This window comes from Marinobacter sp. (assembly GCF_040904845.1).
Classification (GTDB): Bacteria; Pseudomonadota; Gammaproteobacteria; order Pseudomonadales; family Oleiphilaceae; genus Marinobacter.
Map to the genome: position 1 here is coordinate 60,913 of NZ_JBBDSR010000097.1, position 23,360 is coordinate 84,272.

A 23,360-nucleotide genomic window follows, 5' to 3' on the forward strand; every position below is an offset into this window, starting at 1 on the left:
CTATGAATTCAATCAATCCGATCGGTACCGTTCCCCCGGCACCTGCCTCTATTCACTGGATCACCGAGCCGGATGCCCTCGATCAATGGTTGCTGGAAGGCCAGGGCGAGCCCCTCGCCCTGGATACGGAATTTGAACGGGTCAGCACCTTTTTCCCGATTCCGGGGTTGGTGCAACTTGGGATGGGCAGTCGCTATTGCCTGGTTGACCCCGAGGTTGCGGAGCAGTCCCAGGAGTTCAGACGGGTTCTGACCGATGCCGACACCGTCAAACTGCTGTATGCAATGAGCGAAGATCTTGAGCTGTTTCGCCAATGGCTTGATTTGGAACCCCTCGGTGTTGTTGATCTGCAGATTGGAGCGGCTCTCGCCGGGGCGGGCTTTTCGGTCGGTTATGCGCGGCTGGTCGAAACCCTGTTTGGCGAAACGCTTGATAAGTCCGCCACGCGATCAGACTGGGTCTCCCGACCGTTGAGCGAGGCGCAGCAACGTTATGCCCTTGACGATATCCGCTTTCTTGTACCGATCTACCACTGGGTGCTGGATAATCTGTCCGCAAGAGACCTGGAAGAGGCGTTGTTTGAAGAGTCCGCGCGGTTTGCCGCCGAACTGTCCTCCCAGGATGATCCCGATCAGCACTATCTCAAATTACGCGGTGGATGGGCGCTGGCCCCGCAAAAGCAATTGGTGTTGCAGATGTTGGTGATGTGGCGTGAAGAGGAGTGCCGCCGCCGGGACCGGCCACGGAGTCGCGTGGTGGCTGACCCCCTGCTGATTGCGATTGCAGACCGCATGCCTGGTGATCGCAGGGCGCTTGCCAATATCCAGGGCCTGCCGCAACCAGTGACCCGGCGGTACGGCGAAACCTTGCTCGACCTGGTGCGTGAAGGTGGCGCGGCGTCGACCGCTGGCCTGACGCCGATACCTGCTCCGCTGACCCGAGATGAGCAAGGCTTCTACAAGCAGGTGAAACGAGTGATCGCCTCTGCCGCTGAGGCGGCGGATGTACCGATTGAACTGCTGGCACCACGTAAACGGCTTGAGGTCGTTGTTCGCCAGCGCAAGACGGCCGCAGGACTTTTCAATACCGGTTGGCGAAGCCAGGTCATCGCGCCGGTGGGTGAGCAGCTTGAGGAATTACTAAGATCATGACGGATAAGCGGTTTGTTTCAGTATTTCGCAGCAGTAAGAAATCCAATACCTACCTCTACGTGCGTCGGGGGCAGGTCTGGGCCGACCTGCCTGACAACTTGCGTGATATTTTCGGCACGCCGGTGCATGCCATGGATCTGGTGATGACGCCAGAGCGCAAACTTGCCCGCGCCACCGGCCAACAGGTACTGGATGCCATCGAGGACAAGGACTTTTACCTGCAGATGGCGGAAGAATCGGAGATGCACGTGGTGGACTTTCGCAAGAAGCCGGAGCAGCGCCAGCCATGATCGCGGAAATCCCGTTCTGGCAGCGCAAGCACCTTAACGAGATGACGAGCGCGGAGTGGGAATCGCTCTGTGACGGCTGTGGTAAATGTTGCCTGGCGAAACTGGAAGACGAAGACACCGGCGACGTGTATTACACCGACCTGGTATGCCGCTACATGGATACAGACAGCTGCGGTTGTACGGTTTATTCTGAACGCCTTGAAAAAGTACCGGCCTGCACCGTGCTAACGCCCGATACCCTGGCAGACTTCCACTGGTTGCCATTCACCTGCGCGTACCGGACACTCGCAGAAAATCGGCCTCTGGCGGACTGGCATCCGCTTCGCTCCGGTGATCCGCAAACCGTCCACGACGCGGGCGTATCGGTCCGGCAACGGGTGGTGTCTGAAGCCGGGGTGCCGGAAGAAGACTGGGAAGAACACATAATTCACTGGATTCTGTAATGATTGATACTGACGCTCAGCTCGCTTACGGCATATTCTGGACAGTCTACGCCGTCGCCTTCGTAGTTTTTTTCTACATGATGTCCCGCCTGTTTCGTGTGGTGCCCGTGTATGGGGTCCGCACGCTGTTGCAGGCAGCATTGGTCGTGATTTTGCTAACGCCGGTCGAGTCCGCTGAGGTGAGCGGTTGGTGGGTGCCTGCCTGGCTCTATGGCGGCTATGAACTGATCCTGGGGGATGCGGAAGCCTCTGGCAGGGCGATTCTCAACCTGGGTCTCGCCGCTCTTGCCATGCTGTTGGTCTGGGTGCTGGACCTGGTGCGTTATCGGCTGGTGAAACGCTGAAATCCTGAAAAAAACAATAATAGAACGGAGTTCCGATGCAACGGATACTGAATGCCATCCTGGTTGTGACATTTTTTGTGGCTGCGGCCCCCCAGGCTTCTGCAGATAGTGCCGACATTCGCATTATCGTCGACATATCCGGCTCAATGAAAGACAACGATCCGGACAACCTGCGGCAACCGGCGGTGCGGCTACTGGCTAGGCTAATCCCCGAAAATGCCAGGAGCGGTGTCTGGACCTTTGGGCAGTACGTCAACATGCTGGTTCCTTACGACCGTGTTGGTGACGAATGGCGGGCACGGGTGATTGATCGTTCTACCGATATCAACTCCGTAGCGCTTCGAACCAATCTGGGAGAGGCCATCGAGGTTGCCAGCGATGACTATTTCACCGATGGCGACCTGAGCGGCACCGATTTCATTCTGCTGACCGATGGCAAAGTCGACATCGCCGCCGACGACGCCCGTAATCGCGAAGAGCGTGACCGTATTCTTGGGCCTGTGGTTGATCGCCTGGCGAATAAGGGCGCTACCGTCCACACCGTTGCCTTGTCCGACGACGCGGACGCCGAATTTCTCAAAACACTGGCAGACAAAACCGGAGGCAGCTATAACGTCGCGCCCTCGGCTGAAGCACTGAACCTGGCGTTTCTCAACGCGTTGAATGCCGCGGTGCCTCAGGAGCAGGTGCCCATCGTAGGAAACGCCTTCAGCGTCGACAGCGGCGTCGAGGAATTTACCGCCCTGATTTTCTGGGGCAAGGGTGAAACCAGTGATACCCGGGAACTGGCGCTGTCCGATCCTGACGGCCATACCGCGCAGGTTGGCAGCCCTGGAGACGGAATGCGCTGGGTTCGTGAATCCGGGTACGACCTGATCACCGTCAGCGATCCGGTATCCGGTGAATGGCAGATCGAAGGCGAGCTTGGGGAAGGCAGTCGCGTTACGGTCGTCAGTGATCTGCGCATGGTGGTGTCTCCGGTTCCACCGAGCTTTTCCGAGGATCAGCCGCTGGATCTGAAAGTTGCTTTTTTCGAGGAAGAGGAACAGCTTACAGACCCGGATTTTCTCGGGGTTCTGGAGGTCCGGGTTACCCTGACCTCCGAAGACGATCGCAGTGGCAGCAAGGCGCTGTCAGCCGATGCGCCTCCGGAAAATGGTACCTACCGGGATGTCATCGAGACTCTGCCCGCTGGCGGCCTATATCGCATTGAGATTGTCGCCGATGGCCAGACCTTTTCTCGGAAATACAGCGGCGTCAGCCGGTTTGACGTTCCCGAGGGGGAGAGCGACGCCGCCTCTGCTGGCACCTATGGCGAGTCAGACACCAACGCCGCTGAGGACGATGGCCAGGCTGGTTCGCCTGAGCCTGAGCCCGAGGCCGGGCCTGAACCGGCCTCTGATGTGGCCGAAGCGCCCGGTGAACAGGAAGAGGTCAGTGGCCCGATTGATGTCAGTGCGGTGGAAGAGCCAACCGTAGAAGCACCGGCACCGCCGGCCAATGACCCGCCTGAACCCGAGGTTTCCTCAGGTGGCCTGCCGCTGTGGGTGTTCATTACCGGCGGGGTAATCCTGATTGCCATCATTGGCGCAGGTCTGTTTTTTGTACTGCGCCGCAAAAAGGATGGAGAAGATGCTGCAGAGCCAGAGCCAGAGCCAGAGCCAGAGCCAGAGCCAGAGCCAGAGCCAGAGCCAGAGCTCGTGGTGACGGAAGAAGTCGCGCCTGAGCCGGAGGAAAACGACGATATCCCCGTGGCGGAACCACTTGGTGACGCAGATGAGGAAATTCCGGTAGCCGAGAACACCGTGGAGGACGAACCGGAAGAAGACTTCGGGCTGGAAGATTTCGACCTCTCCGAATTCGACGACCTTCCCGACGAGCCATCCCCTGATGATGAGAAACCGAAAAAATAGCGCAGGGGGTTGAGGTGGCCGCTTTGGCCTTTATACTCCCCCTCCGGATGATTTGATAACCGAACAGGAACCCACAGAATGAAGTTTACCGGTACCGAGAAATACGTAGCGACTGATGACCTGCAGATGGCGGTAAATGCGGCAATTGCACTGCAACGCCCACTGCTGATTAAAGGCGAGCCCGGGACCGGCAAAACCTTGCTGGCGGAAGAGATGGCATCCTCCCTCGGCAAGAGGCTGATTCCCTGGCACATCAAGTCCACCACCAAAGCTCAGCAGGGCCTTTATGAGTATGACGCCGTGTCGCGCCTTCGTGACTCCCAGCTCGGGGATGAGAAGGTCAAAGACATCAGCAATTACATCGTCAAGGGAAAGCTTTGGGAGGCCTTTGAAGCGGATGAGCAGGTGGTGCTGCTGATTGATGAGATCGATAAGGCGGATATTGAGTTTCCGAACGATCTGTTGCTGGAACTCGACCGCATGGAGTTCTTCGTCTATGAAACCCAACAGTTCGTCAAGGCGAAGCAACGCCCCATTATTGTGATCACCAGCAATAATGAGAAAGAGCTGCCGGACGCCTTCCTGCGCCGTTGTTTTTTCCACTACATCAGCTTTCCGGATCACGCCACCATGCAAGACATCGTGGACGTGCATTTCCCGGGGTTGCAACAGGACATCGTGCGGGACGCACTCGAAGTGTTCTTTGATGTCCGCAAGGTGCCGGGCCTGAAGAAAAAGCCGTCCACCTCCGAGCTGATCGACTGGCTGAAACTGCTGATGGCGGACGAATTATCTGCCAAAATGTTGCAGGAGAAGGACACCAGCTCGGCGTTGCCGCCACTTTATGGGGCCCTGGTGAAGAACGAGCAGGACGTTCATCTGCTGCAGAAGCTGGCGTTCATGGCGCGTCGTCGCAGCTGACATTCAGCAAGAGCTACACCTTATGTTGATTGATTTTTTTCTCGAAGTGCGGCGGGCAAAAGTACCCGCCAGCCTGCGCGAATTTCTGGATCTGCTGGAGGCATTGAAAAGCCGCCTCGCATTTGCGGATATGGAAGAATTCTATTACTTGTCACGATTGTGCCTGGTGAAAGACGAGCGCCATTTCGACAAGTTTGACCGTGCCTTCAAAGCTTATTTTGAAGGCATAGAAAACCTGGAAGACCTGATGGAGATGCTGATTCCGGATGACTGGCTGCGGGCCGAATTCGAAAAGCATCTCACGGATGAGGAAAAAGCCAATATCGATTCCCTGGGCGGCCTTGAAGAGTTAATCGATACCTTCAAGAAGCGCATGGAAGAGCAGCAGGAGCGCCATGCTGGCGGCAACAAATGGATCGGTACCGGTGGCACCTCGCCCTTTGGCGCGGATGGTTACAATCCGGAAGGCTTCCGCATCGGCCAGAAAGGCGGTCGCCAGGGCCGGGCGGTGAAGGTCTGGGAAAAGCGCCAGTATCAGGACCTCGACGACAGCATTTCGCTGGGTATCCGTAATATCAAGGTCGCTATGCGCCGGCTCCGCAAGTTTGCCCGCCAGGGTGCCGCAGACCAACTGGATATGGATGACACCATTCGGTCAACGGCCCGGAATGCGGGTTACCTGGACCTGAAAATGGTTCCCGAACGTCACAACGCCGTTAAGGTGCTGATTTTCTTTGACGTTGGTGGTTCCATGGACCCTCACGTGCGGATCTGCGAGGAACTGTTCTCCGCCGCCCGTGTGGAGTTCAAACACATGGAGTATTTTTACTTCCATAACTTCGTTTATGAGAGCGTCTGGAAGAACAATATTCGCCGCATGAACGAGACCACCAGCACTTGGGATATCCTCAATAAATATTCCCCGGATTACAAAGTGATCTTCGTGGGGGACGCCACCATGGCTCCTTACGAAATCTCCCACCCAGGTGGGTCTATCGAGCACTGGAACGAGGAAGCGGGTGCCACCTGGTTCCAGCGTATCAGTGATCACTTCCGGAAAGTCGTGTGGCTGAACCCGCTCCCTGAAAATTACTGGGGAAGTGGCGGTTCACTGGGCATGACGCGGCAACTGGTTGAAGACCACATGTATCCGCTGACTATTGATGGCCTCGAGTCGGCCATGAAGCAGTTGAGCAAATAAAAAAGCCGATGCGGTTGAGAGCATCGGCAAAGCTCGGCATATCAAACGGGGTAGCGGTCATTGCTTCCCCGTCAATTGACCTCAGCAATTCTGGGGCCATCTGCGATTTCTTTATCTAAAACAGCGCTATAACCCGCCATTGATGACAGCCCGTCGCCGCACCGAGTCTCAGTTGTGTAACACCTGTCAAAAAAGTCGACGGCGCAGAGCCCGGCTTGGAAGGCAAAGTGTTGCTGGAACTGGTCATGACAGGGAAGTTCCCGATTGACTTCCGGCCCGGGTAGTCAGTCGGTGATGGTGATTTTTGGCAACCGGGGCTTTTTCAGCGACATTTTTTTCGTGGGCGCGATGACTTTGGCCTCGCCGCTGACCACCTGTTCCTGGTTCTGGTTGTGGACCTCACACTGGAACGCTACACGGTTCTTCGGCTCCTTGCGGATAACCGTCAGTTCCACCGTCAGGGTGTCATCGAGCTTCACCGGCCGCTTGAAAGACAGGCTCTGTTCCAGGTAAATCGTGCCAGGTCCGGGCATCACCGTCGCCAGCGCGGCAGAGATCAGCGACCCGCTCCACATGCCATGAGCAATGCGCTCCTTGAACATCGAGTCGGCGGCGAATTCCGAATCAAGGTGGACCGGGTTGACGTCGCCGGACACCGCTGCAAACAGCACCAAATCGTCTTCGGTCAGCGTGCGGGTGAAGGTGGCAGTGTCGCCTTCATTCAGCTCGTTATAGGTTATGTTTTCAAGGGTTTCCTGAGTGTCGCTCATAGTGTTCTCCAGTGAATCGAAGGGTGAAATGGCCGTGGAACAGGCGTGTCCTGAAAACTACCTCATCGTTCACAAAACTGCTATTCTCTCCTCCTCATTTTTAGGCTGATACTTTTGTCGGGTTGATTTTATGATCACTTCGGCACGGGTAAATCATTATAAACACAAGCGCCCAACAGGAGATGGTGATGGATTTCGAGCAGTTCTATCAGGACAAATACCCCGCTGGCGTACACCGTGAGGTCGACCTGAGCAAATACGAGAGTATGGTTGACGTATTTGAACAGTCTGTAAAGAAATACGCAGATCGACCCGCCTTCAGTGCCGTTGGTGTCACCCTGACATACCGGGACCTCGACACCCAGAGCCGGAATTTTGCTGCATGGCTTCAGAACAAGACCGACCTGAAACCGGGTGACCGAATCGCCGTGCAGATGCCGAACGTCAGCCAGTATCCGGTGGTGGTTTTCGGTGCCATGCGCGCCGGCCTGATTGTGGTCAACACCAACCCGCTTTACACCACACGGGAGATGGAACACCAGTTCAATGACTCTGGTGCCAAGGCGCTGGTGATACTGGCCAACATGGCGGAGAATGCCGAGAAAGTGCTGCCGCACACCGGCATTGAACACGTGATCGTGACTGAAATCGCGGACATGCATTCGCCGGTCAAGCGCACGCTGATGAATGCGGTGATCAAACACGTTAAAAAGATGGTGCCGCCGTTTAATCTGCCCCAGGCCCACAAGCTGCCAGCCGTGCTCAGCGCCGGTGCCCGCGAAAAATTTACGCCCGTTGAAAGCAAGCAGGACGATGTTGCCGTTCTTCAGTACACCGGTGGCACCACCGGTGTGGCGAAAGGTGCCATGCTGACCCACGGCAACCTGGTGGCGAACCTGCTGCAGACCCGGCCGATGATGGAAGATATGGTGGTGGAAGGGCAGGAAGTGGTCATCGCGCCGCTGCCGCTTTACCACATTTATTCCTTCACACTGAACTGCGGCATCATGCTGGAAGCCGGTGCCCATAACGTGCTGATCCCGAATCCCCGTGACATCCCGGGCTTTGTCAAAGAACTGAAAAACCACAAGTTCACCGCGTTTCTGGGGCTCAATACCCTGTTCGTGGCTCTGTGTAATAACGAGGATTTCCAGGCACTGGATTTCAGTGGGCTGAAACTGACGTCTTCCGGTGGTATGGCGCTGACCAGTGACACCGCCAAAATGTGGCAGCGTGTGACCGGGTGCGAGATCAGTGAGGGTTACGGCATGACCGAAACCTCACCGGTGGTAACGTTCAACCCCCACAGTGCAATTCAGCTTGGCACCATCGGCTTGCCGATTCCCTCCACTCAGGTGAAAACCATTGACGACGACGGCAATGAAACACCTCTGGGTGAACCGGGCGAACTGTGTGTGAAGGGCCCCCAGGTCATGCGTGGCTATTGGCAGCGCCCTGAGGATACGCAGAAGTCTTTCACCGAAGATGGCTTCCTGCAGACCGGTGACATCGCACTGATTCAGGAAGACGGCTACATCCGCATTGTGGACCGCAAAAAAGACATGATCATCGTGTCTGGTTTCAACGTCTTCCCGAATGAAATCGAGGATGTCGTAAGCGGTCACCCGAAGGTTGTTGAGTGCGCTGCAGTCGGCATTCAAGACGCAAAAAGCGGCGAGGCGGTTAAGATATACCTCGTGGCAACTGCAGAGGGCGTATCCGAAAACGAGCTGAAAGAGTTCTGTCGTGAACGCCTGACCGCTTACAAGGTGCCGAAGCACTTTGAGTTCCGTGATGAACTGCCCAAGACCAACGTGGGTAAGATTCTGCGTCGCGAACTGCGCGACGAAGCGAACAGCAAGTAAGGTCCGCTGCGGGCCTGCCTCAGCAGGCCTCCGTGGTATGAAAAACCCCGCCAAGGCGGGGTTTTTCCGTTTAACAGCGGTGCGGATACCGTTAGACTGACGCCTTTCAAACCATCGAAACTCACATTGGTACCTCCTGTTCATGACCCGGACGCCTACGCAACCGTCACCTTCCACGTCGGATAATTCGGCCGCCGCCCAGCGGCGACAAGCGCTGCACAAGCCCGCGACTTTTCCGCCGGAGCTTCCGGTATCGGACCGTGTCGATGACATCCGCGACGCCATCGAACAGCACCAGGTGGTGATTATCGCCGGTGAGACGGGCTCTGGTAAAACCACGCAAATCCCCAAAATCTGCATGAATATCGGCCGCGGTATCCAGGGCCTGATCGGCCACACTCAGCCACGACGCATTGCGGCCCGCAGTGTGGCAGGGCGGATCGCCGAGGAACTGGGGGAGCAGGTAGGACGACAGGTGGGTTATCAGATCCGCTTTACGGACACCACGTCGGAGCAGTCCCGGCTCAAGGTGATGACGGATGGCATTCTGCTGGCGGAGATACAGCATGATCGCTTCCTGAACCGTTATGACACGCTGATCATCGACGAAGCCCACGAACGCAGTCTGAACATCGATTTCCTGCTCGGGTACTTGCGGCAGCTGCTTCCCAAGCGTCCGGACCTGAAAGTGATCATTACCTCCGCCACCATCGAGGTTGACCGCTTCAGCCAGTTCTTCAACGGTGCCCCGGTGATTGAGGTCAGCGGCCGTACTTATCCGGTTGATATCCGCTACCGCCCTCTAACCGGTGATGAGGATGACCGGGATCAGGGCTGGACAGATGGCGTGCTCAGTGCGCTGGACGAAATAGAACAGCACGAACGGCAGGAAAAAAAACCGCCAGGGGATGTGCTGGTGTTCATGCCGGGCGAGCGGGAAATCCGCAATCTCAGTAAATTTTTGCGGCATGAGGAACTCAAGCATACCGACGTGCTGCCGCTCTACTCCCGTTTGAGCAACCAGGAACAGAACCGGGTGTTTCAGAGCCATCGTGGACGGCGGATCGTGTTGTCGACCAACGTGGCAGAAACCTCCCTGACCGTTCCGGGCATCCGCTACGTGATTGACACCGGCGTTGCCCGCATCAGTCGCTACAGCGTGCGATCCAAGATCCAGCGCCTTCCCATTGAGGCCGTGTCCCAGGCCAGCGCCAATCAGCGGGCGGGTCGATGTGGGCGGGTAGCGCCAGGCATTTGCTTCCGGTTGTACGATGAAACGGATTTTATCAATCGCCCTGAGTACACCGATCCTGAAATTCTGCGCACCAATCTGGCATCGGTGATTCTGCAGATGGCGACATCCGGACTGGGTGAGATTCGTCACTTCCCGTTTCTGGAAGCGCCCGACAAGCGGCTGATCAACGATGGCTATAAACTGCTGGAGGAGCTGAGTGCGGTTGATGGCAAGCGGCGGGTGACCCGCCTGGGCCGCACCATGTCACGCCTGCCGTTGGACCCCCGCCTGGCGCGGATGCTGGTGACCGCTGCACAGCTTGGCAGTCTGTCGGAAACGCTGATCATTATCGCCGGCCTCAGTATTCAGGACCCCCGCGAGCGCCCGCAGGAAAAACAACAGGCAGCGGACCAGGCCCATGCGCCGTTCAATGACAAAGAGTCCGACTTTGCCAGCCTGCTGAACCTGTGGCGGTTTTACGAAGACCAGCGTCAGGAGTTGTCCCAGAATCAGCTCAAGAAGGTGTGCCAGAAGTCGTTCCTCTCCTGGATGCGAATGCGGGAGTGGCGCGATATTCATCGCCAGCTGACGCTGATTTGCCGCCAACAGAAACTGGCAATCAACACCGAGCCGGCCAATTACGACTCGCTCCATAAAGCCATTCTGGCGGGTTTGCTCGGACAGGTGGCGGTGAAGGTGGAAAAGCGTGAATACCTTGCAACCCGCAACCGCAAAGTGACGCTGTTTCCGGGCTCAAAGGTCTCGAAAAGCGCCCCGAAATGGATCGTGGCCGCAGAAATTGTTGAGACCAGTCGAGTGTTTGCCCGCACCGTCGCCGCCATTCAGCCGGAGTGGATAGAACCCCTGGCCGGACACGTGGTGAAGCATCATTATTTCGAGCCTCACTGGGAACAGAAGCGGGCTCAGGTGATGGGGTATGAAAAGGTCACGCTGTATGGCCTGGACGTGGTACAGAAACGGCGCATCCCCTACGCCAAAGTCGATCCGAAAGAGTGCCGGGATCTGTTTATCCGCCGTGCGCTGGTGGAAGGCGAGTTTCGTTCCCGCGCGCCTTTTATTGAACGCAATCGCGCCCTGCTGGACACTGTGGAGAATCTCGAGAAAAAGACCCGTCGCCGTGATCTGCTGGTCGACGACGAAGCGCTGGTGGCCTTCTACGACCAGCGCTTACCCGGGGATATTGTCAGTGGTCGGCATTTCGAGACCTGGTGGAAAGGTCTCGAAGCTCTGGCACTGAAAAACATGGAGTTAACGGAACAGGACATTCTCCAGCGCCCGGTGGACGAACAGGCAGGCAACCTGTACCCCGACTACCTGGCCTGGGAAGGTGTCCAGTACCCGTTAAGCTACGAGTTCGAGCCCACCAGTGAACGCGACGGGGTGACCCTTCAGGTGCCGTTGATGGCTCTGAAGCAGATCCCGGCACGACGGCTGGAATGGCTGGTTCCCGGATTATTGCGGGAAAAGTGCATTGCGCTGGTGAAGGGGCTGCCCAAATCCCTGCGTCGTAATTTTGTACCCGTGCCGGATTTCGTGGACGCCGCGCTGGAGAACATGCAGCCCTCCAATCAGCCCCTTGCCTTACAGCTTGGCGAGCAGCTGCGACGGATGACTGGCGTGCAGATTGATCCACAGGCCTGGAGCGAAACCGATCTGCCCAGGCATCTGCGGATGAATGTGCGTGTGCTGGGTGACGGCGGCAAAGTGATGGCCGAGGGCAGGGAGGCTGCCTCTCTGCAGAACAGCCTTGAAGGTCAGGCCGAAGAGGCTCTGGCGTCGGCGGCTGATCCCGAGGATGATTCTCCGTCCGAACAGGCCCATGAGGATTGGGACTTCGGCACTTTGCCTGAATCGGTACAGACTGAGCGGGGTGGCATGCAGGTGACGGTGTATCCCGCGCTGGAAGATCAGGGCAAGGCCGTCAAAGCCGTTCGATACCTGGATCAACTGACGGCCGAAGATGCCACCCGCAAAGCCATTGCCCGGTTGATGCTCAACCGATTCGGCAACACCCTGGATGACCTTGAGCGCAAATTGCCCCATTTCAAAGCCTCGGCATTGATGTTTGCGCCGGTCGGGCAGGCGCGGGTGCTGCTTGATGATTTATTGCTGGCCACGGCTATGGCGCATTTCCTGGCGGACAGTCTGCCCCGCGATCGCCAAACGTTCGAGCAGCGGTTCAATGACCGGCGTGCTGAGTTTATTCCGGCCCTGGAAAAGGCCGATGAACGACTGCACGAGGCGATGACCGGTTACCATCAAGTCGCCAAACGGCTCAAAGGCAAGATCAGCCTGTCGCTGGCCAGCAGCATGGCGGATCTGAAATTCCAGCTTCAGAATCTGGTGTATCCGGGCTTTCTGGTTTCCACACCCACCGCCTGGCTGGAGCAGTTCGGCCGTTACTTTGAGGCGGCTACGCTGAGGCTTGAAAAAATGCCAAGGGAACTGGGCCGCGAGCGCGAGTTTCTTCACAGCATCGAGCCATTGTGGTCCCGTTACGCCAGCAAGTCCCAGGAACAACAGCGCCAGGGGGTCCGCGACCCCGAGCTGACTCGATACCGGTGGATGTTGGAAGAATACCGGGTGTCGTTTTTTGCACAGCAATTGGGCACCGTCGCCCCCGTGTCGGTTAAGCGTCTCGACCGGCAGTGGGAAGCCACCCGGGTCTGAGACTTTCGTCGGCGCGGGCAAAAGCCGGGGACTGTGGTACTATTTGGGGCATTGTCAGAATTCTCTTTCACTTTTTATACACAGTTGATGTGGGGTAAGCGTGATTAAAGCCGTCATCAGCGGAACCGGTTTGTACACACCGCCCGCAACCATCGATAACGACGAGCTGGTGGAGGCTTTCAATGCCTTTGTCGAGCTCGAAAATGCCCGTTACGCGGATGATATCGCCCGTGGTGACAGGGAACCGTTACAGCCGTCTTCTTCTGCCTTTATCGAGAAGGCATCCGGGATCAAGCGTCGGCATGTCATTGACAAGCAGGGCATTCTCGATCCTGAACGGATGACCCCGCGTATTCCAGATCGTGGCAACGACGAGCCCTCGGTGCAGTGCGATATGGCCGTTGCGGCCTGCGAAGAAGCGCTGAAACAAGCCGGTAAAACCGTGGCCGATGTGGACGCCGTTATTGTTGCCTGTTCCAATATGCAGCGCTCATACCCGGCAGTCTCTATTGAAGTGCAGGAAGCGCTCGGTATCGACGGGTTCGCCTATGACATGAACGTAGCCTGCAGCTCGGCAACGTTTGGCCTGCAGGCGGCGGTTAACTCGGTTGAAAACGGCAGCGCCCGTGCCGTGCTGGTAGTGAGCCCCGAGATTTGTTCAGGTCACCTCAATTTCCGTGACCGGGACAGCCATTTCATTTTCGGGGACGCCTGCACCGCCATTCTGGTAGAGCGTGAAGAGAACGTGTCCGAAGGGCAGGGCTTTGAGATCCTGGGCACAAGCCTCAAAACCAAATTCTCCAACAACATCCGCAACAACTTCGGGTTTCTGAATCGCGCCGATGAATCCGGCATTGGTCAGCCTGACAAACTGTTTGTGCAGCAAGGCCGAAAGGTGTTCAAGGAAGTCTCGCCACTGGTGGCGGAGACCATCCTGGCCCAGCTTGGGCAGCTGTCTCTGGCACCGGACGATCTTCGACGTCTGTGGCTGCATCAGGCCAACCTCAACATGAATCAGTTGATTGCCCGTAAGGTTCTGGGCCGCGATGCCGGTACGGACGAAGCCCCGGTGATTCTCGATGAGTACGCCAACACCAGCTCTGCTGGATCGATCATCGCGTTCCATAAACACAAGGATGACCTGCAGTCCGGTGATCTTGGCGTGATTTGCTCCTTTGGTGCCGGTTATTCGATCGGCAGCGTGGTCGTACGCCGCCGATAGCATCGTCTCTTATCAGTCGGTAGCCAGGGCTCTCAATGAGTCCGGCAACCGCATTGAAGACCGGGCGACCTTGTCGAACCAGACAATCTTGGCGTAGCCCTCGGCGTAAAGTTCACCAGTATTCTCGTCGGTGATGGTGTGATAGGTATCAAGGCTGGTATTGCCGGCCTTGTCCGCGTAAGTTTTAACTGAAACCGTTGCCGGATGGCTCAGTTCCTTCAGAAAGGTGGCACTGGTTTTTATAATGATCGGACCGGTTTCAGCTTCTGAGCCGCCAAGGTCCATGGATGCCAACCATACGATTCGGGCTTCCTCAAAAAATCGAAAATAAACCGTATTGTTGGCGTGGCCGTATGAATCCATGTCTCCCCAACGAAGGGGCATGGACAGGGTGTTGACTAGATTTCCCGGTACAGACATCGGGTTCCTCCGAACCTGAGAGCGAATAAAAAGAATAACAGAGCCGGTATTCTCGACGAACAGAAACGGATTTAACAACCTCGGGCTCGATAATGACCTATTTTTTCTTCCGGCGCACTGCGTCCGTATGGCCGTACATCGCGGCACTGGCGTTAGTGGCCGGCTCTGGTAACGCACTTTCGCAGAACGTGCAGGAACCGGTTCCTGAACAATCGGAGCCGGTGACCGGGTCGGACCCTTACGAGGACTGGAACCGAAAGGTCTACGGTTTCAACGAAACCATCGATAACTGGTTTCTTCGGCCGATTGCCAGCGGGTATCGCACCGTTATGCCAGCGTTCGCCGACCGGGCAGTGACCAATTTTTTCAACAATCTTACGGAAGTGCGCAATTTTGCCAACAGCCTGTTCCAGCTCAAGGGCGAATCTGCCGTGGTTGCCGCAGGGCGGTTCACTTACAACACAGTGTTCGGTCTGGGCGGCCTGTTTGACGTTGCTACGGCGTTTGACCTGCCGGAACGCCCCGAAGATTTTGGTCAGACGCTGGGGTACTGGGGCGCTGACTCCGGACCTTATCTGATGCTGCCGTTTCTGGGCCCCTCCAATCCGCGCGATTTGACCGGCCTGGGTACGGACATGCTGGTCCTTCCCTCGGCCTGGGACTACGCCGAAACACCAGAACTCTATTACGCCCGGGCGCTGCAGATTGTCGACAAGCGCGCGGACCTGATTCCGGCTGAGAGCTTTATATCGGGGGATGGCTATACTTTCGTAAGAAATGCGTATCTGCAGCGGCGTGAGTTTTTGATCAATGATGGTAAAACCACATCGGACCCGTTTGCAGAGGACGACGATGACCTGATGCTGGAAGGCTTCTGACGCAGATGACCGATGACCGCATTCGCAAGTTTCGAAAAATGCTGGCGGAGGCACCCAATTACGAAGTTTGGAAAGCCGCGGCGCTTGAACTCGATTTCCTGGAGGGCAATGCCGAGTGGAAAGAGGAGTTCGCGTCCGATCTGTACCACTACGAGCTCATTTACGACCGGCTCAGCAACCTGCGGCAATACCGGCAACAGAATGACTTTGAACGGCTCAAACGTGCCCTGCGCGAGGGGCTGCATCACGACCTCGGCAATATGGGTAACCCGGGGCTTTACACCCGTTCCAGGGTCGGCACCAAACACCTGATCGAAGAGTACATAGTGCAGGTGTGTGAGGGGCTGGACTTTCTCTGCGATCGCCCGGTGCCAGGCTTCCCCGTCGCCGACAAACTCCAGTTCTTTCGGGACACCCTCAACAGTTACGGCCGTCCGGCGCTCTTGCTCAGTGGTGGTGCGACCCTGGGTGTTTTTCATTTCGGCGTGATCAAAGCGTTGTGGGAAAAAGGGCTGTTGCCCCAGGTAGTCGCGGGGTCGAGTACGGGTGCGATTATCGCCGGCCTTCTTGGTGTTCATACCGATGCTGAGGTCCCTGAGATGCTGGTGCCGGAGAACCACAACCTCAAAGCCTGGAAGTGGCGCGGGCTGCTCAGCGCCATGCGAGGTGACGGCCTGATGGACCAGGAGCAGCTGAAATCCTGCCTTCGCGACAATATTGGGGAACTGACGTTCGAGGAAGCGTTTCTGCGCACCGGGCGCTCCATAAACGTCAGTGTTTCACCGGTTCAGGCGCACCAGAAGGCGAGGCTGTTGTGTGGTTACACATCGCCCTATTTGCTGGTTTGGAGCGCGGTTCTGGCCAGTGCGGCGGTGCCAGGGATCTTCCCCCCGGTGACGCTGATGAAAAAGGACATTCATGGCCATTCACTGCCGTACATGCCCCGGCTGAAATTCGTTGACGGCTCGGTGGTCAGCGATCTGCCCATTGAGCGGCTGATGCATCTGTACGATGTGAACTACACCATTGCCAGCCAGACCAACCCTCACGTTGTGCCTTTCCTTCCGGCCGGGGGGCGGGATCAGAAGCTAAGCCTGGCCCGCCTGCCATGGCATCTGGTGAAGGCGGAGTTTCAGTTCCACGGCCAGGGGTTGTTTGATTACCTCAGAAAGCGGGTGCGCCCGGAAATGCTGAGGCAACTGTCCGGGCAGGCCTATACCATCATGGCGCAACGCTATTCCGGGGATGTCACCATTGCGCCGCCGTCGTACCGGTTTCGCGACTTCCGCCGGATGCTGGCCAACCCGGAACCCGAATACGTGCGGGAGATGATCCTGGCGGGCGAGCGCGCGACCTGGCCAAAAATCTCGATGATTCGCTCCCATGCCCGTATTTCCAAGACGCTGGAACGGTGTGTAAGGCGTTTGAAAAGCCAACAAAAACGGGCATCCGGTGAGTTGAGACTGGTCAGCAATGCCGATTCCGGGGCTTCGTGAGATGACATCCCCCGGAACCGGGCGGTATGATACCGCGATGGCCTGGAAGCCGGACGGCACAGATGCTCCGTCAGCTTCCGCACGCTCCGCCTGAGCACCAGACTGGACTCTCATGTACTACGATTTCTTCGGCTTTCGGGAACCTCCGTTTTCGATTGCTCCGGACCCCCGCTATCTGTATCTCAGCGAGCGCCACAAAGAAGCGCTGGCGCACCTTATGTACGGAGTTCAGGGCCAGGGTGGCTTTATTGTCATCACCGGTGAAGTTGGTACGGGCAAGACCACCGTCAGCCGCTGCTTCATTGAAAACGTTCCCAACAATGTCGACATCGCACTGATCCTCAACCCTAGGCTGTCGGCCCGGGAATTGTTGTCCTCCGTTTGTGATGAACTGGAAATTCCCCATCCGGTTGGGGCGAGCATTAAACAACTCGTCGATCTGATCAATGCCGACCTGCTGCGGGCCCATGCCGCGGGTCGTCATAAAGTGCTGATGATTGATGAGGCGCAGAACCTGTCGGCGGATGTGCTGGAGCAGCTGCGGTTGTTGACCAACCTCGAAACCGCTGAGAAAAAGCTGCTGCAGATTGTGCTTCTGGGCCAACCGGAACTCCAGGAGCTGCTAGCCCGGCCGGAATTGCGACAACTTAACCAGCGGGTGACGGCACGCTACCACCTTGACGCTCTGGGCAAGGACGAACTGCCCGGCTACCTGCGATACCGCCTGGGCGTTGCTGGTTTGCGGGCGGACATCTTTACCGGCGGGGCCACCAAAAAGTTGTTCCGGGCCAGTGCCGGCATCCCCCGGTTGATTAACCTGATCAGTGACCGCGCGCTGCTCGGTGCCTACGCCGAGGGCGAGCATGTCATTACTGCCGAGCACGTGCGCACGGCCGCCAAAGAAGTCAACGGCGGCCTGCGAGGCAAAACCGGTGTGGACGATGGCGCAGGCAGGTACCGTGTTGTGATGGTGTTTGCCTTCGTTGTTCTGGCGGCCACCGCCACACTGTGGCTGTTTGATCGCTGGCATACCGACTTTCGGGCCGATGCTCCCCAGGCCAGCGAGCGCGAATCGAATCTGTCAGCGTCAGAGGACGCAGACACGGATCTGCGCACTGGCACCATTGAGCGCCTGGACACCGAGCCCGATGCCACGGTGGTCACCGTGATACCCGACAGCCCGCAGAGCTTTGATTTCGGGCAGCACTCATCGTCGCTGGCAAACGCCTACCGCTCGCTGTTGTCGGTCTGGGACCTTGAGTATTCACCGACTGCTGACCTCGAAGGGTGCGAATTTGCATCCGCTAACGGCCTGCGCTGCCTCGACCGTCAAGGCACCCGGCGAAGCCTGGAACTCCTTGACCGCCCGGCCATGCTGGAGCTCCGCGACGGGGAAGGGCGGCAGCGTTATGTCGTGTTACGGAGTATTCGTGATGAACAGGCGGTGTTGGTCGTCTCCGGTATGTTGCGATCCGTGGCGTTCAGTTCCCTTGAGCCCCACTGGCTTGGCGACTACACGGTACTCTGGCAAATGCCTCCTTATATGAGCAAAGACGGAGATGCCGACGCCGGCGACAACGAGCAGTTGTGGATGGGGGCACGGATGATGGAGTTGGCGGAGCTGCATGCTGAGGATCGCGAGGAAAGTGATCGCGTCAAGCGCCTGGACACCGGGGAGCAGGTTCGTTGGTATCAGCGCCAGAAAGGCCTGACCATAGACGGTATTGCCGGTGCCATGACCCTTATCCAGATCAACAACGATCTCGATGAGGCCGGGCCCCGGCTCAGCGATCAAGTGCAGAGCGATCAAGTGTCAGGCGGGGTGAATTGATGTCTTACATCCTCGATGCACTGAGAAAGTCCGAAACGGAGCGACGCCAGGGCAAAATCCCCGATCTTGGTCAGCAGGTTCAGCTCATCCATAAGCCACGGAAAAAATCGTTGCCGGCAGCGCTCTGGATTGTGGTTGCATTGGTCATTAACGCGGTTGTACTCGCGGTGATCTTCTGGCCGTCGCTGGCACAGGATAAAGCCGCAGTGCAAGCAACTGCGCCGGTCGAACCGGCACCGGTGCCCGCAGAAGTGGAAGAGCCCGTGCCTACAGTCAGCACCGCTGAAGAGGTGCCCAAGCCCGAGGCGGAACCCGCGGTTGCCGAGAGCGGTGAGCCGGAGCCACGGATGAGACCGACCATCATCGTGCCGAACCGTTCCCTGGTCGAAGCACCACCCGCAGCGTACGAACAGGCACCGGAAGGCCGTGTGCCACACCTGGTCGAGCTGCCCGTCCCATTCCAGAAGAGTATTCCCGATCTGATGTTTAACAGTCATATCTACGCGTCTGAACCGTCTGCGCGACGGGTGATGATCAACAACCAGTACATGAGAGTTGGCGACAGCTTTTCGGGTATCCGTGTGGAGCGGATCACCGATGACGGTGTCGAGCTCAGCAAGGACGGTCGCCGTTTTCGCGTCGGCGTGGTCCGGGACTGGGTGAGCCCCCGCTGATGGCCCTTGCAGACGATACCAAACAGCAGATTCAGCAAAGCTACCGAGATGTCCTGGCGGGCAAGGGCATTCGTGCCCGGTACGGCCAGCGCCTGATGATTGCGGAAATCGCCCGCTACATGGGTGACATCACGGAAAACGATGGCCAGCGCACCTCACCGGCCTCGGCCTGTGTGGTTGAGGCGGGTACCGGTACCGGTAAAACCCTGGCGTACCTGATCGCCGCCATTCCGGTTGCCAGGGCACTGGGGAAGACCCTGGTGATCTCCACGGCAACCGTGGCGCTGCAGGACCAGATCGTGCACAAGGATCTCCCCGATCTGCGCAAACACAGCAAGCAGGATTTTTCCTGGACGCTCGCCAAGGGGCGTGGCCGTTATCTTTGCATGTCCCGGCTTGAGGCCAGGCTGCACGACGAAGGCAACGGCGACAGCGATACCATGCCGTTGTTCCTGCTCGACAGCCCTGGTCAGCAAGAGCCGGGTACCCGGGCGTTCTTTGAGGAGATGCTGGCGAGTTACGGTGCCCGCACATGGGATGGCGACCGGGATCACTGGCCGGACCAGATTCCCGATGACGTCTGGCGGCAGGTCACCACCGATCATCGGCAGTGTACCAACCGGCATTGCAGCTATTTTGACAGCTGCGCGTTTTTTGACGCCCGCAAAGACCTGGATGACGCTGACATCGTGGTCGCCAACCACGATCTGGTACTGGCGGATCTGGCCCTCGGTGGCGGCGCGATTCTGCCGGAACCGGAAAACGCCCTGTTTATCTTTGACGAGGCCCACCATCTGCCCGACAAGGCCTTGAATCACTTTGCCGCGTCCGTGCCGTTGAACGCGACCCGGCAATGGCTGAAGCAGTTGTCACAGGCGCTCGGCAAAATGCAGCCGTTTCTCTCGCCCACCACATTGGCGGCCAAAACCATTGATCGTGTCAGCCATGCTTCCCGGGACGTCGACGTCGCACTGACCGCCGTCTACGACGAAGCCGAGCAGAACACCGGCTGGGAGTTCAGCGAGGAGCGCCGCTCCGCTCAATGGCGATACCCGGAGGGCGAGCTCCCGGAAGCGTTGGCTGAACTGGCTGCCAGCACCCGGATTGCCACCGCCAACCTCGTGCGGCAGCTCGGGGTGCTGGCGGAGGAGCTGCAAAAAGCCTTTGACGAGCGCAAAGAGCATGAAGTTGACCGGGATACCGCGGAATCGTGGTATCCGGTGATTGGCTCATTCCACGCCCGCTCTGAAGACCAGCTCAGGCTCTGGGCAGCCTGGTGCGAAACCACCGAGGGCAGAGCGGTGAAAAGTCCGCCTCCCGCTCGCTGGGCCATACGCCAGCGCTGGGATCATGCCGAAGATATTACGCTATACAGTAGCCCGGTACTGGCGGATAACCTGCTGTATTCACGGCTCTGGTCCCGCGCATATGGGGCAGTACTGACCAGTGCGACATTGACAGCCCTGGGGCGGTTTGAGCGGCTTCAGTCACGAGCGGGCCTACCGGAAGCGAGCCGCTTCCTGGTAGTGCCGAGCTCGTTCCGCTACGCCGAGATGGCGACCGTGGAGGTGCCAGCGATGACCGCCATGCCGACGGATGACAGCTTTACCGATGCTCTGGTGGCGCGGCTGCCGGATGTGTGGGCAGGGGAAAAGGCGACCCTGGTGCTGTTTACGTCTCGCCGCCAGATGCACCTGGTGCGAGACGCGCTGGCACCCGAATACCCCGAACTGATTACGACTCAGGACGACATGGCCAAGGGTGAGGTACTGCGTCAGCACTGCGAGCGCATCGATGCAGGGCGCACAAGCGTGCTCTTCGGTGTGGCCAGTTTCGCCGAAGGGATTGATCTGCCCGGCCACTACCTTGGGCATGTGGTGATTACCCGGCTGCCCTTCTCGGTGCCCGACGATCCTATTGAGGCGAGCCTGGCGGAATGGGTCACCCAGCGTGGTGGCAATCCGTTTATGGAGATCACGGTGCCGTCCGCTTCCATCAAACTGGTTCAGGCGGTTGGCCGGTTACTTCGCACCGAGGAAGACACCGGGCGGGTAACGATTCTGGATCGACGGATTGTGACGCGTCGGTATGGCCAGTTATTGCTCGATGCCTTGCCGCCGTTCCGCCGTCTGATCGAACGCTGATTGGCGGATTGCCCATAAAAAAAGAGCCATCCGTTACCGTATGGCTCTTGTAAGAGGGGTTCTGATCGAACCCGAGCGTCGAAACAACGCGGAACAAGAAGTCTGAAGGCCTGAAGTTTCAGAATTCCCGATGAGGCCTCGCCTCACCACGGAACTGATCATAAAAGAGGAAGGGGCTCAGGCGGATCGTCCAAAGGGCGTAGTCGGGGGTAATAGTTCTGGCGAAGTGTGATGCGTGACACAAAAAGCGGCTTTTCACACGATGTTCAACCGAGCAAACCCAACTCCCGTGCCTTTGTCAGGGCTTCCGTGCGCCGGCCAGCCCCCATTTTTCCGTACAGGTTGCGGATGTGGGCTTTTACCGTGGCGGGGGCAACGGCCATGCGGCGGGCGATGTCCTTGTTTGCCAGGCCTTCATTGATCAGGGCCAATACTTCCACTTCCCGTTGGCTCAGGGGTTCAGTCAGTGAGTTCTGGGGGACAGTAGTGCCGCCGTCAGCCTGCTGCGGTTGTAGTGGGGCCTGGACCGTTGCGGATGTGTGTGTGTCCAGATGTCTGAGCATGGCCAGCAGATTGGTGTTCCAGCTTGATCTGGTCTTCAGCGCTGGCAGGGCTTTCAGCTGGCGGCGAATCGTTGGGCTTTCTTCCGCGAACAGGCGCATAAACCCGGCATCCGCCCCTTTTTGTACGGCCTGAGTCAGCATCAGGTCGGCATCGGCCTGTTTGTCTTCGGCGTACAGTGCCTCGGCATAAACGGTGAGTATTTCAACCAGGTGGCGGAAGTGCTGCTCGTTCTCTGCGCTCAGGCGCAGGGGCGCGAGCAGGGCGATCGCTTCCGCCGGGCGATCCAGTGCCACCAGCACCCGTGCGGTGCTGATCTGGTTCTGTTCGCGATTCAGCGGGTTGGTGAAGGCTTTGTCGGTCACCGAATCCACCCAGCGCTCGGCCTGGTCAAGATTGCCAGCCGCAAGATAGCAGCGTGCCAACAATGCGGAGCAGGCCGGGGGTTCGAAGACAATATGATCACGGCGTCGGCGTGCCACTGATACGGCATCCTCGAGGGCAGTGATGGCCTCGTCGGTCCGGCTTTCGCTGAATGCGAGATGGCCTCGTACGTATTGAATAATGACGTGCTGGCCCGGTTCGGTGCCATTGTTGACGTGTTCGAGCAGGGGGGCCAGATGGGAAGCGGCCAGTTCCGGTTCGTTGCGTTCCCGGTAAATTTCGGTGAGCGCACTGTTCTGCCAACAGGAGATCAGTCTGGGCTGAGCGGGATCGGCGTAATGCTGGTCCACCCAATAGCGCACCGAGGTGCAGGTTTCCAACGCCTCGTCGATATCCCCCCGGTTGTATTGAATCCACGCCAGCAGGCCGCCGCTGGACAGGACGGTACTGGGCTTACGTTCGAGTTCGCCGTAGCGGAGCGCCGAGCGTAACGCATCCTCCGCTGATGGCAGATCGCCCTTGCCGTAATAGTCCAGCCCCAACCCGTAATAGGTCACCGATTTTAGCGGAATGCGGGTGTGGTCAATGTCACGCAAGACCTGTTGCGTCAGATCCGAGGCGCTTTTCTCATCACTTTTGGTGCGTGCGAGGTAGGACCGGATCAGGGAGATTTCACTCTGCAGTCCCAGTGCACCTTCTGCGTCTGGATGGGAGTCGGCAACGCGCCGGTCTAGGGTATCTTCGAGGTTCGACAGCAGGGGATCGAGGAGGTCCACGCGGTTGGCAAAAAACAGCGACCAGATCCGCAGCATCTGCAATTGGGGGCTGTCTTCCACAATGGCTGCGGGCAAAGCCTCCAGCCATTGCAGAACCGGCAGATGGAACCCTCCGTGAATGAGGTTGTTGCCGTGTTCCGCGAGTACCCTG

Annotated in this window: 18 protein-coding genes; 15 read left to right on the forward strand and 3 right to left on the reverse strand. The window is 57.9% G+C overall.

Going from position 1 to position 23,360, the window contains the following annotated elements; all coding sequences use genetic code 11:
* Positions 1–2 precede the first annotated feature (2 nt).
* From WD429_RS12185 to WD429_RS12215, 7 genes are all read left to right on the forward strand, one after another.
* Positions 3–1,151, forward strand: coding sequence for a ribonuclease D (locus WD429_RS12185; protein WP_368422447.1), 1,149 nt, complete (start codon positions 3–5; stop codon positions 1,149–1,151).
* The gene (locus WD429_RS12190; protein WP_368422448.1) at positions 1,148–1,441 is read left to right on the forward strand and encodes a YcgL domain-containing protein; all 294 of its coding nucleotides are present in this window, start codon (positions 1,148–1,150) and stop codon (positions 1,439–1,441) included. Before WD429_RS12185 ends, WD429_RS12190 begins: the two co-directional genes overlap by 4 nt.
* Positions 1,438–1,884, forward strand: coding sequence for a YcgN family cysteine cluster protein (locus WD429_RS12195; protein WP_368422449.1), 447 nt, complete (start codon positions 1,438–1,440; stop codon positions 1,882–1,884). Before WD429_RS12190 ends, WD429_RS12195 begins: the two co-directional genes overlap by 4 nt.
* Entirely contained in the window at positions 1,884–2,228 is a 345-nt protein-coding gene (locus WD429_RS12200; protein WP_368422450.1) for a hypothetical protein, read from the forward strand. The genes WD429_RS12195 and WD429_RS12200 overlap by 1 nt, the downstream gene beginning before the upstream one ends.
* A 35-nt stretch (positions 2,229–2,263) precedes the next feature.
* Positions 2,264–4,141, forward strand: coding sequence for a VWA domain-containing protein (locus WD429_RS12205; RefSeq protein ID WP_368422451.1), 1,878 nt, complete (start codon positions 2,264–2,266; stop codon positions 4,139–4,141).
* A 78-nt stretch (positions 4,142–4,219) separates the two neighbouring features.
* A complete protein-coding gene (locus WD429_RS12210) occupies positions 4,220–5,062 on the forward strand; it encodes an AAA family ATPase (RefSeq protein ID WP_368422452.1) in 843 nt (280 codons plus the stop codon).
* Positions 5,063–5,084: 22 nt separating this feature from the next.
* Positions 5,085–6,263 carry a VWA domain-containing protein gene (locus tag WD429_RS12215; RefSeq protein ID WP_368422453.1) on the forward strand — a complete coding sequence of 393 codons (1,179 nt, stop codon included), beginning with the start codon at positions 5,085–5,087 and terminating at the stop codon, positions 6,261–6,263.
* A 284-nt stretch (positions 6,264–6,547) separates the two neighbouring features.
* Here the strand turns inward: WD429_RS12215 and WD429_RS12220 are convergent, their stop codons facing one another.
* On the reverse strand, positions 6,548–7,033 hold the full coding sequence (locus tag WD429_RS12220) for a MaoC/PaaZ C-terminal domain-containing protein (protein WP_368422454.1): 486 nt from the start codon (positions 7,031–7,033) through the stop codon (positions 6,548–6,550).
* A 188-nt stretch (positions 7,034–7,221) separates the two neighbouring features.
* Here WD429_RS12220 and WD429_RS12225 point away from each other — a divergent pair, with 188 nt between their 5' ends.
* The 3 genes from WD429_RS12225 to WD429_RS12235 all read left to right on the forward strand — a co-directional run bounded on the left by WD429_RS12225 (position 7,222) and on the right by WD429_RS12235 (position 14,045).
* On the forward strand, positions 7,222–8,898 hold the full coding sequence (locus tag WD429_RS12225) for an AMP-binding protein (RefSeq protein WP_368422455.1): 1,677 nt from the start codon (positions 7,222–7,224) through the stop codon (positions 8,896–8,898).
* Between the two features lie 142 nt (positions 8,899–9,040).
* Positions 9,041–12,823 (forward strand): ATP-dependent RNA helicase HrpA, encoded by a 3,783-nt coding sequence (gene hrpA, locus WD429_RS12230; protein ID WP_368422456.1) that lies wholly within the window; start codon positions 9,041–9,043, stop codon positions 12,821–12,823.
* Between the two features lie 100 nt (positions 12,824–12,923).
* Complete coding sequence (locus WD429_RS12235; protein WP_368422457.1) at positions 12,924–14,045, forward strand: beta-ketoacyl-ACP synthase III; 1,122 nt, start codon at positions 12,924–12,926, stop codon at positions 14,043–14,045.
* 12 nt (positions 14,046–14,057) lie between these two features.
* On the opposite strand, the gene WD429_RS12240 is transcribed toward WD429_RS12235, so the two are convergent.
* Entirely contained in the window at positions 14,058–14,465 is a 408-nt protein-coding gene (locus tag WD429_RS12240) for an acyl-CoA thioesterase (protein WP_368422458.1), read from the reverse strand.
* A gap of 92 nt (positions 14,466–14,557) precedes the next feature.
* On the opposite strand from WD429_RS12240, the gene WD429_RS12245 reads away from it, so the two are divergent.
* The 5 genes from WD429_RS12245 to dinG all read left to right on the forward strand — a co-directional run bounded on the left by WD429_RS12245 (position 14,558) and on the right by dinG (position 21,488).
* Entirely contained in the window at positions 14,558–15,343 is a 786-nt protein-coding gene (locus tag WD429_RS12245) for a VacJ family lipoprotein (protein ID WP_368422459.1), read from the forward strand.
* Between the two features lie 5 nt (positions 15,344–15,348).
* A complete protein-coding gene (locus WD429_RS12250; protein ID WP_368422460.1) occupies positions 15,349–16,839 on the forward strand; it encodes a DUF3336 domain-containing protein in 1,491 nt (496 codons plus the stop codon).
* 112 nt (positions 16,840–16,951) lie between these two features.
* The gene (locus WD429_RS12255) at positions 16,952–18,670 is read left to right on the forward strand and encodes an ExeA family protein (protein ID WP_368422461.1); all 1,719 of its coding nucleotides are present in this window, start codon (positions 16,952–16,954) and stop codon (positions 18,668–18,670) included.
* Positions 18,670–19,344 carry a general secretion pathway protein GspB gene (locus tag WD429_RS12260; RefSeq protein ID WP_368422462.1) on the forward strand — a complete coding sequence of 225 codons (675 nt, stop codon included), beginning with the start codon at positions 18,670–18,672 and terminating at the stop codon, positions 19,342–19,344. Before WD429_RS12255 ends, WD429_RS12260 begins: the two co-directional genes overlap by 1 nt.
* Positions 19,344–21,488, forward strand: a complete 2,145-nt coding sequence (gene dinG, locus WD429_RS12265; RefSeq protein WP_368422463.1) for an ATP-dependent DNA helicase DinG — start codon at positions 19,344–19,346, stop codon at positions 21,486–21,488. Before WD429_RS12260 ends, dinG begins: the two co-directional genes overlap by 1 nt.
* A 266-nt stretch (positions 21,489–21,754) precedes the next feature.
* On the opposite strand, the gene WD429_RS12270 is transcribed toward dinG, so the two are convergent.
* A partial coding sequence (locus tag WD429_RS12270) for a LuxR C-terminal-related transcriptional regulator (RefSeq protein ID WP_368422464.1) occupies positions 21,755–23,360 on the reverse strand: 1,606 nt, incomplete at its 5' end.

Coding starts and splice junctions, on each gene's coding strand:
- WD429_RS12225 (WP_368422455.1), top strand. CDS start 7,222: ATGGATTTCGAGCAGTTCTATCAGGACAAATACCCCGCTGGCGTACAC.
- WD429_RS12260 (WP_368422462.1), top strand. CDS start 18,670: ATGTCTTACATCCTCGATGCACTGAGAAAGTCCGAAACGGAGCGACGC.
- WD429_RS12195 (WP_368422449.1), top strand. CDS start 1,438: ATGATCGCGGAAATCCCGTTCTGGCAGCGCAAGCACCTTAACGAGATG.
- WD429_RS12185 (WP_368422447.1), top strand. CDS start 3: ATGAATTCAATCAATCCGATCGGTACCGTTCCCCCGGCACCTGCCTCT.
- WD429_RS12240 (WP_368422458.1), bottom strand. CDS start 14,465: ATGTCTGTACCGGGAAATCTAGTCAACACCCTGTCCATGCCCCTTCGT.
- WD429_RS12255 (WP_368422461.1), top strand. CDS start 16,952: ATGTACTACGATTTCTTCGGCTTTCGGGAACCTCCGTTTTCGATTGCT.
- WD429_RS12245 (WP_368422459.1), top strand. CDS start 14,558: ATGACCTATTTTTTCTTCCGGCGCACTGCGTCCGTATGGCCGTACATC.
- dinG (WP_368422463.1), top strand. CDS start 19,344: ATGGCCCTTGCAGACGATACCAAACAGCAGATTCAGCAAAGCTACCGA.
- hrpA (WP_368422456.1), top strand. CDS start 9,041: ATGACCCGGACGCCTACGCAACCGTCACCTTCCACGTCGGATAATTCG.
- WD429_RS12250 (WP_368422460.1), top strand. CDS start 15,349: ATGACCGATGACCGCATTCGCAAGTTTCGAAAAATGCTGGCGGAGGCA.
- WD429_RS12190 (WP_368422448.1), top strand. CDS start 1,148: ATGACGGATAAGCGGTTTGTTTCAGTATTTCGCAGCAGTAAGAAATCC.
- WD429_RS12205 (WP_368422451.1), top strand. CDS start 2,264: ATGCAACGGATACTGAATGCCATCCTGGTTGTGACATTTTTTGTGGCT.
- WD429_RS12210 (WP_368422452.1), top strand. CDS start 4,220: ATGAAGTTTACCGGTACCGAGAAATACGTAGCGACTGATGACCTGCAG.
- WD429_RS12220 (WP_368422454.1), bottom strand. CDS start 7,033: ATGAGCGACACTCAGGAAACCCTTGAAAACATAACCTATAACGAGCTG.
- WD429_RS12200 (WP_368422450.1), top strand. CDS start 1,884: ATGATTGATACTGACGCTCAGCTCGCTTACGGCATATTCTGGACAGTC.
- WD429_RS12215 (WP_368422453.1), top strand. CDS start 5,085: ATGTTGATTGATTTTTTTCTCGAAGTGCGGCGGGCAAAAGTACCCGCC.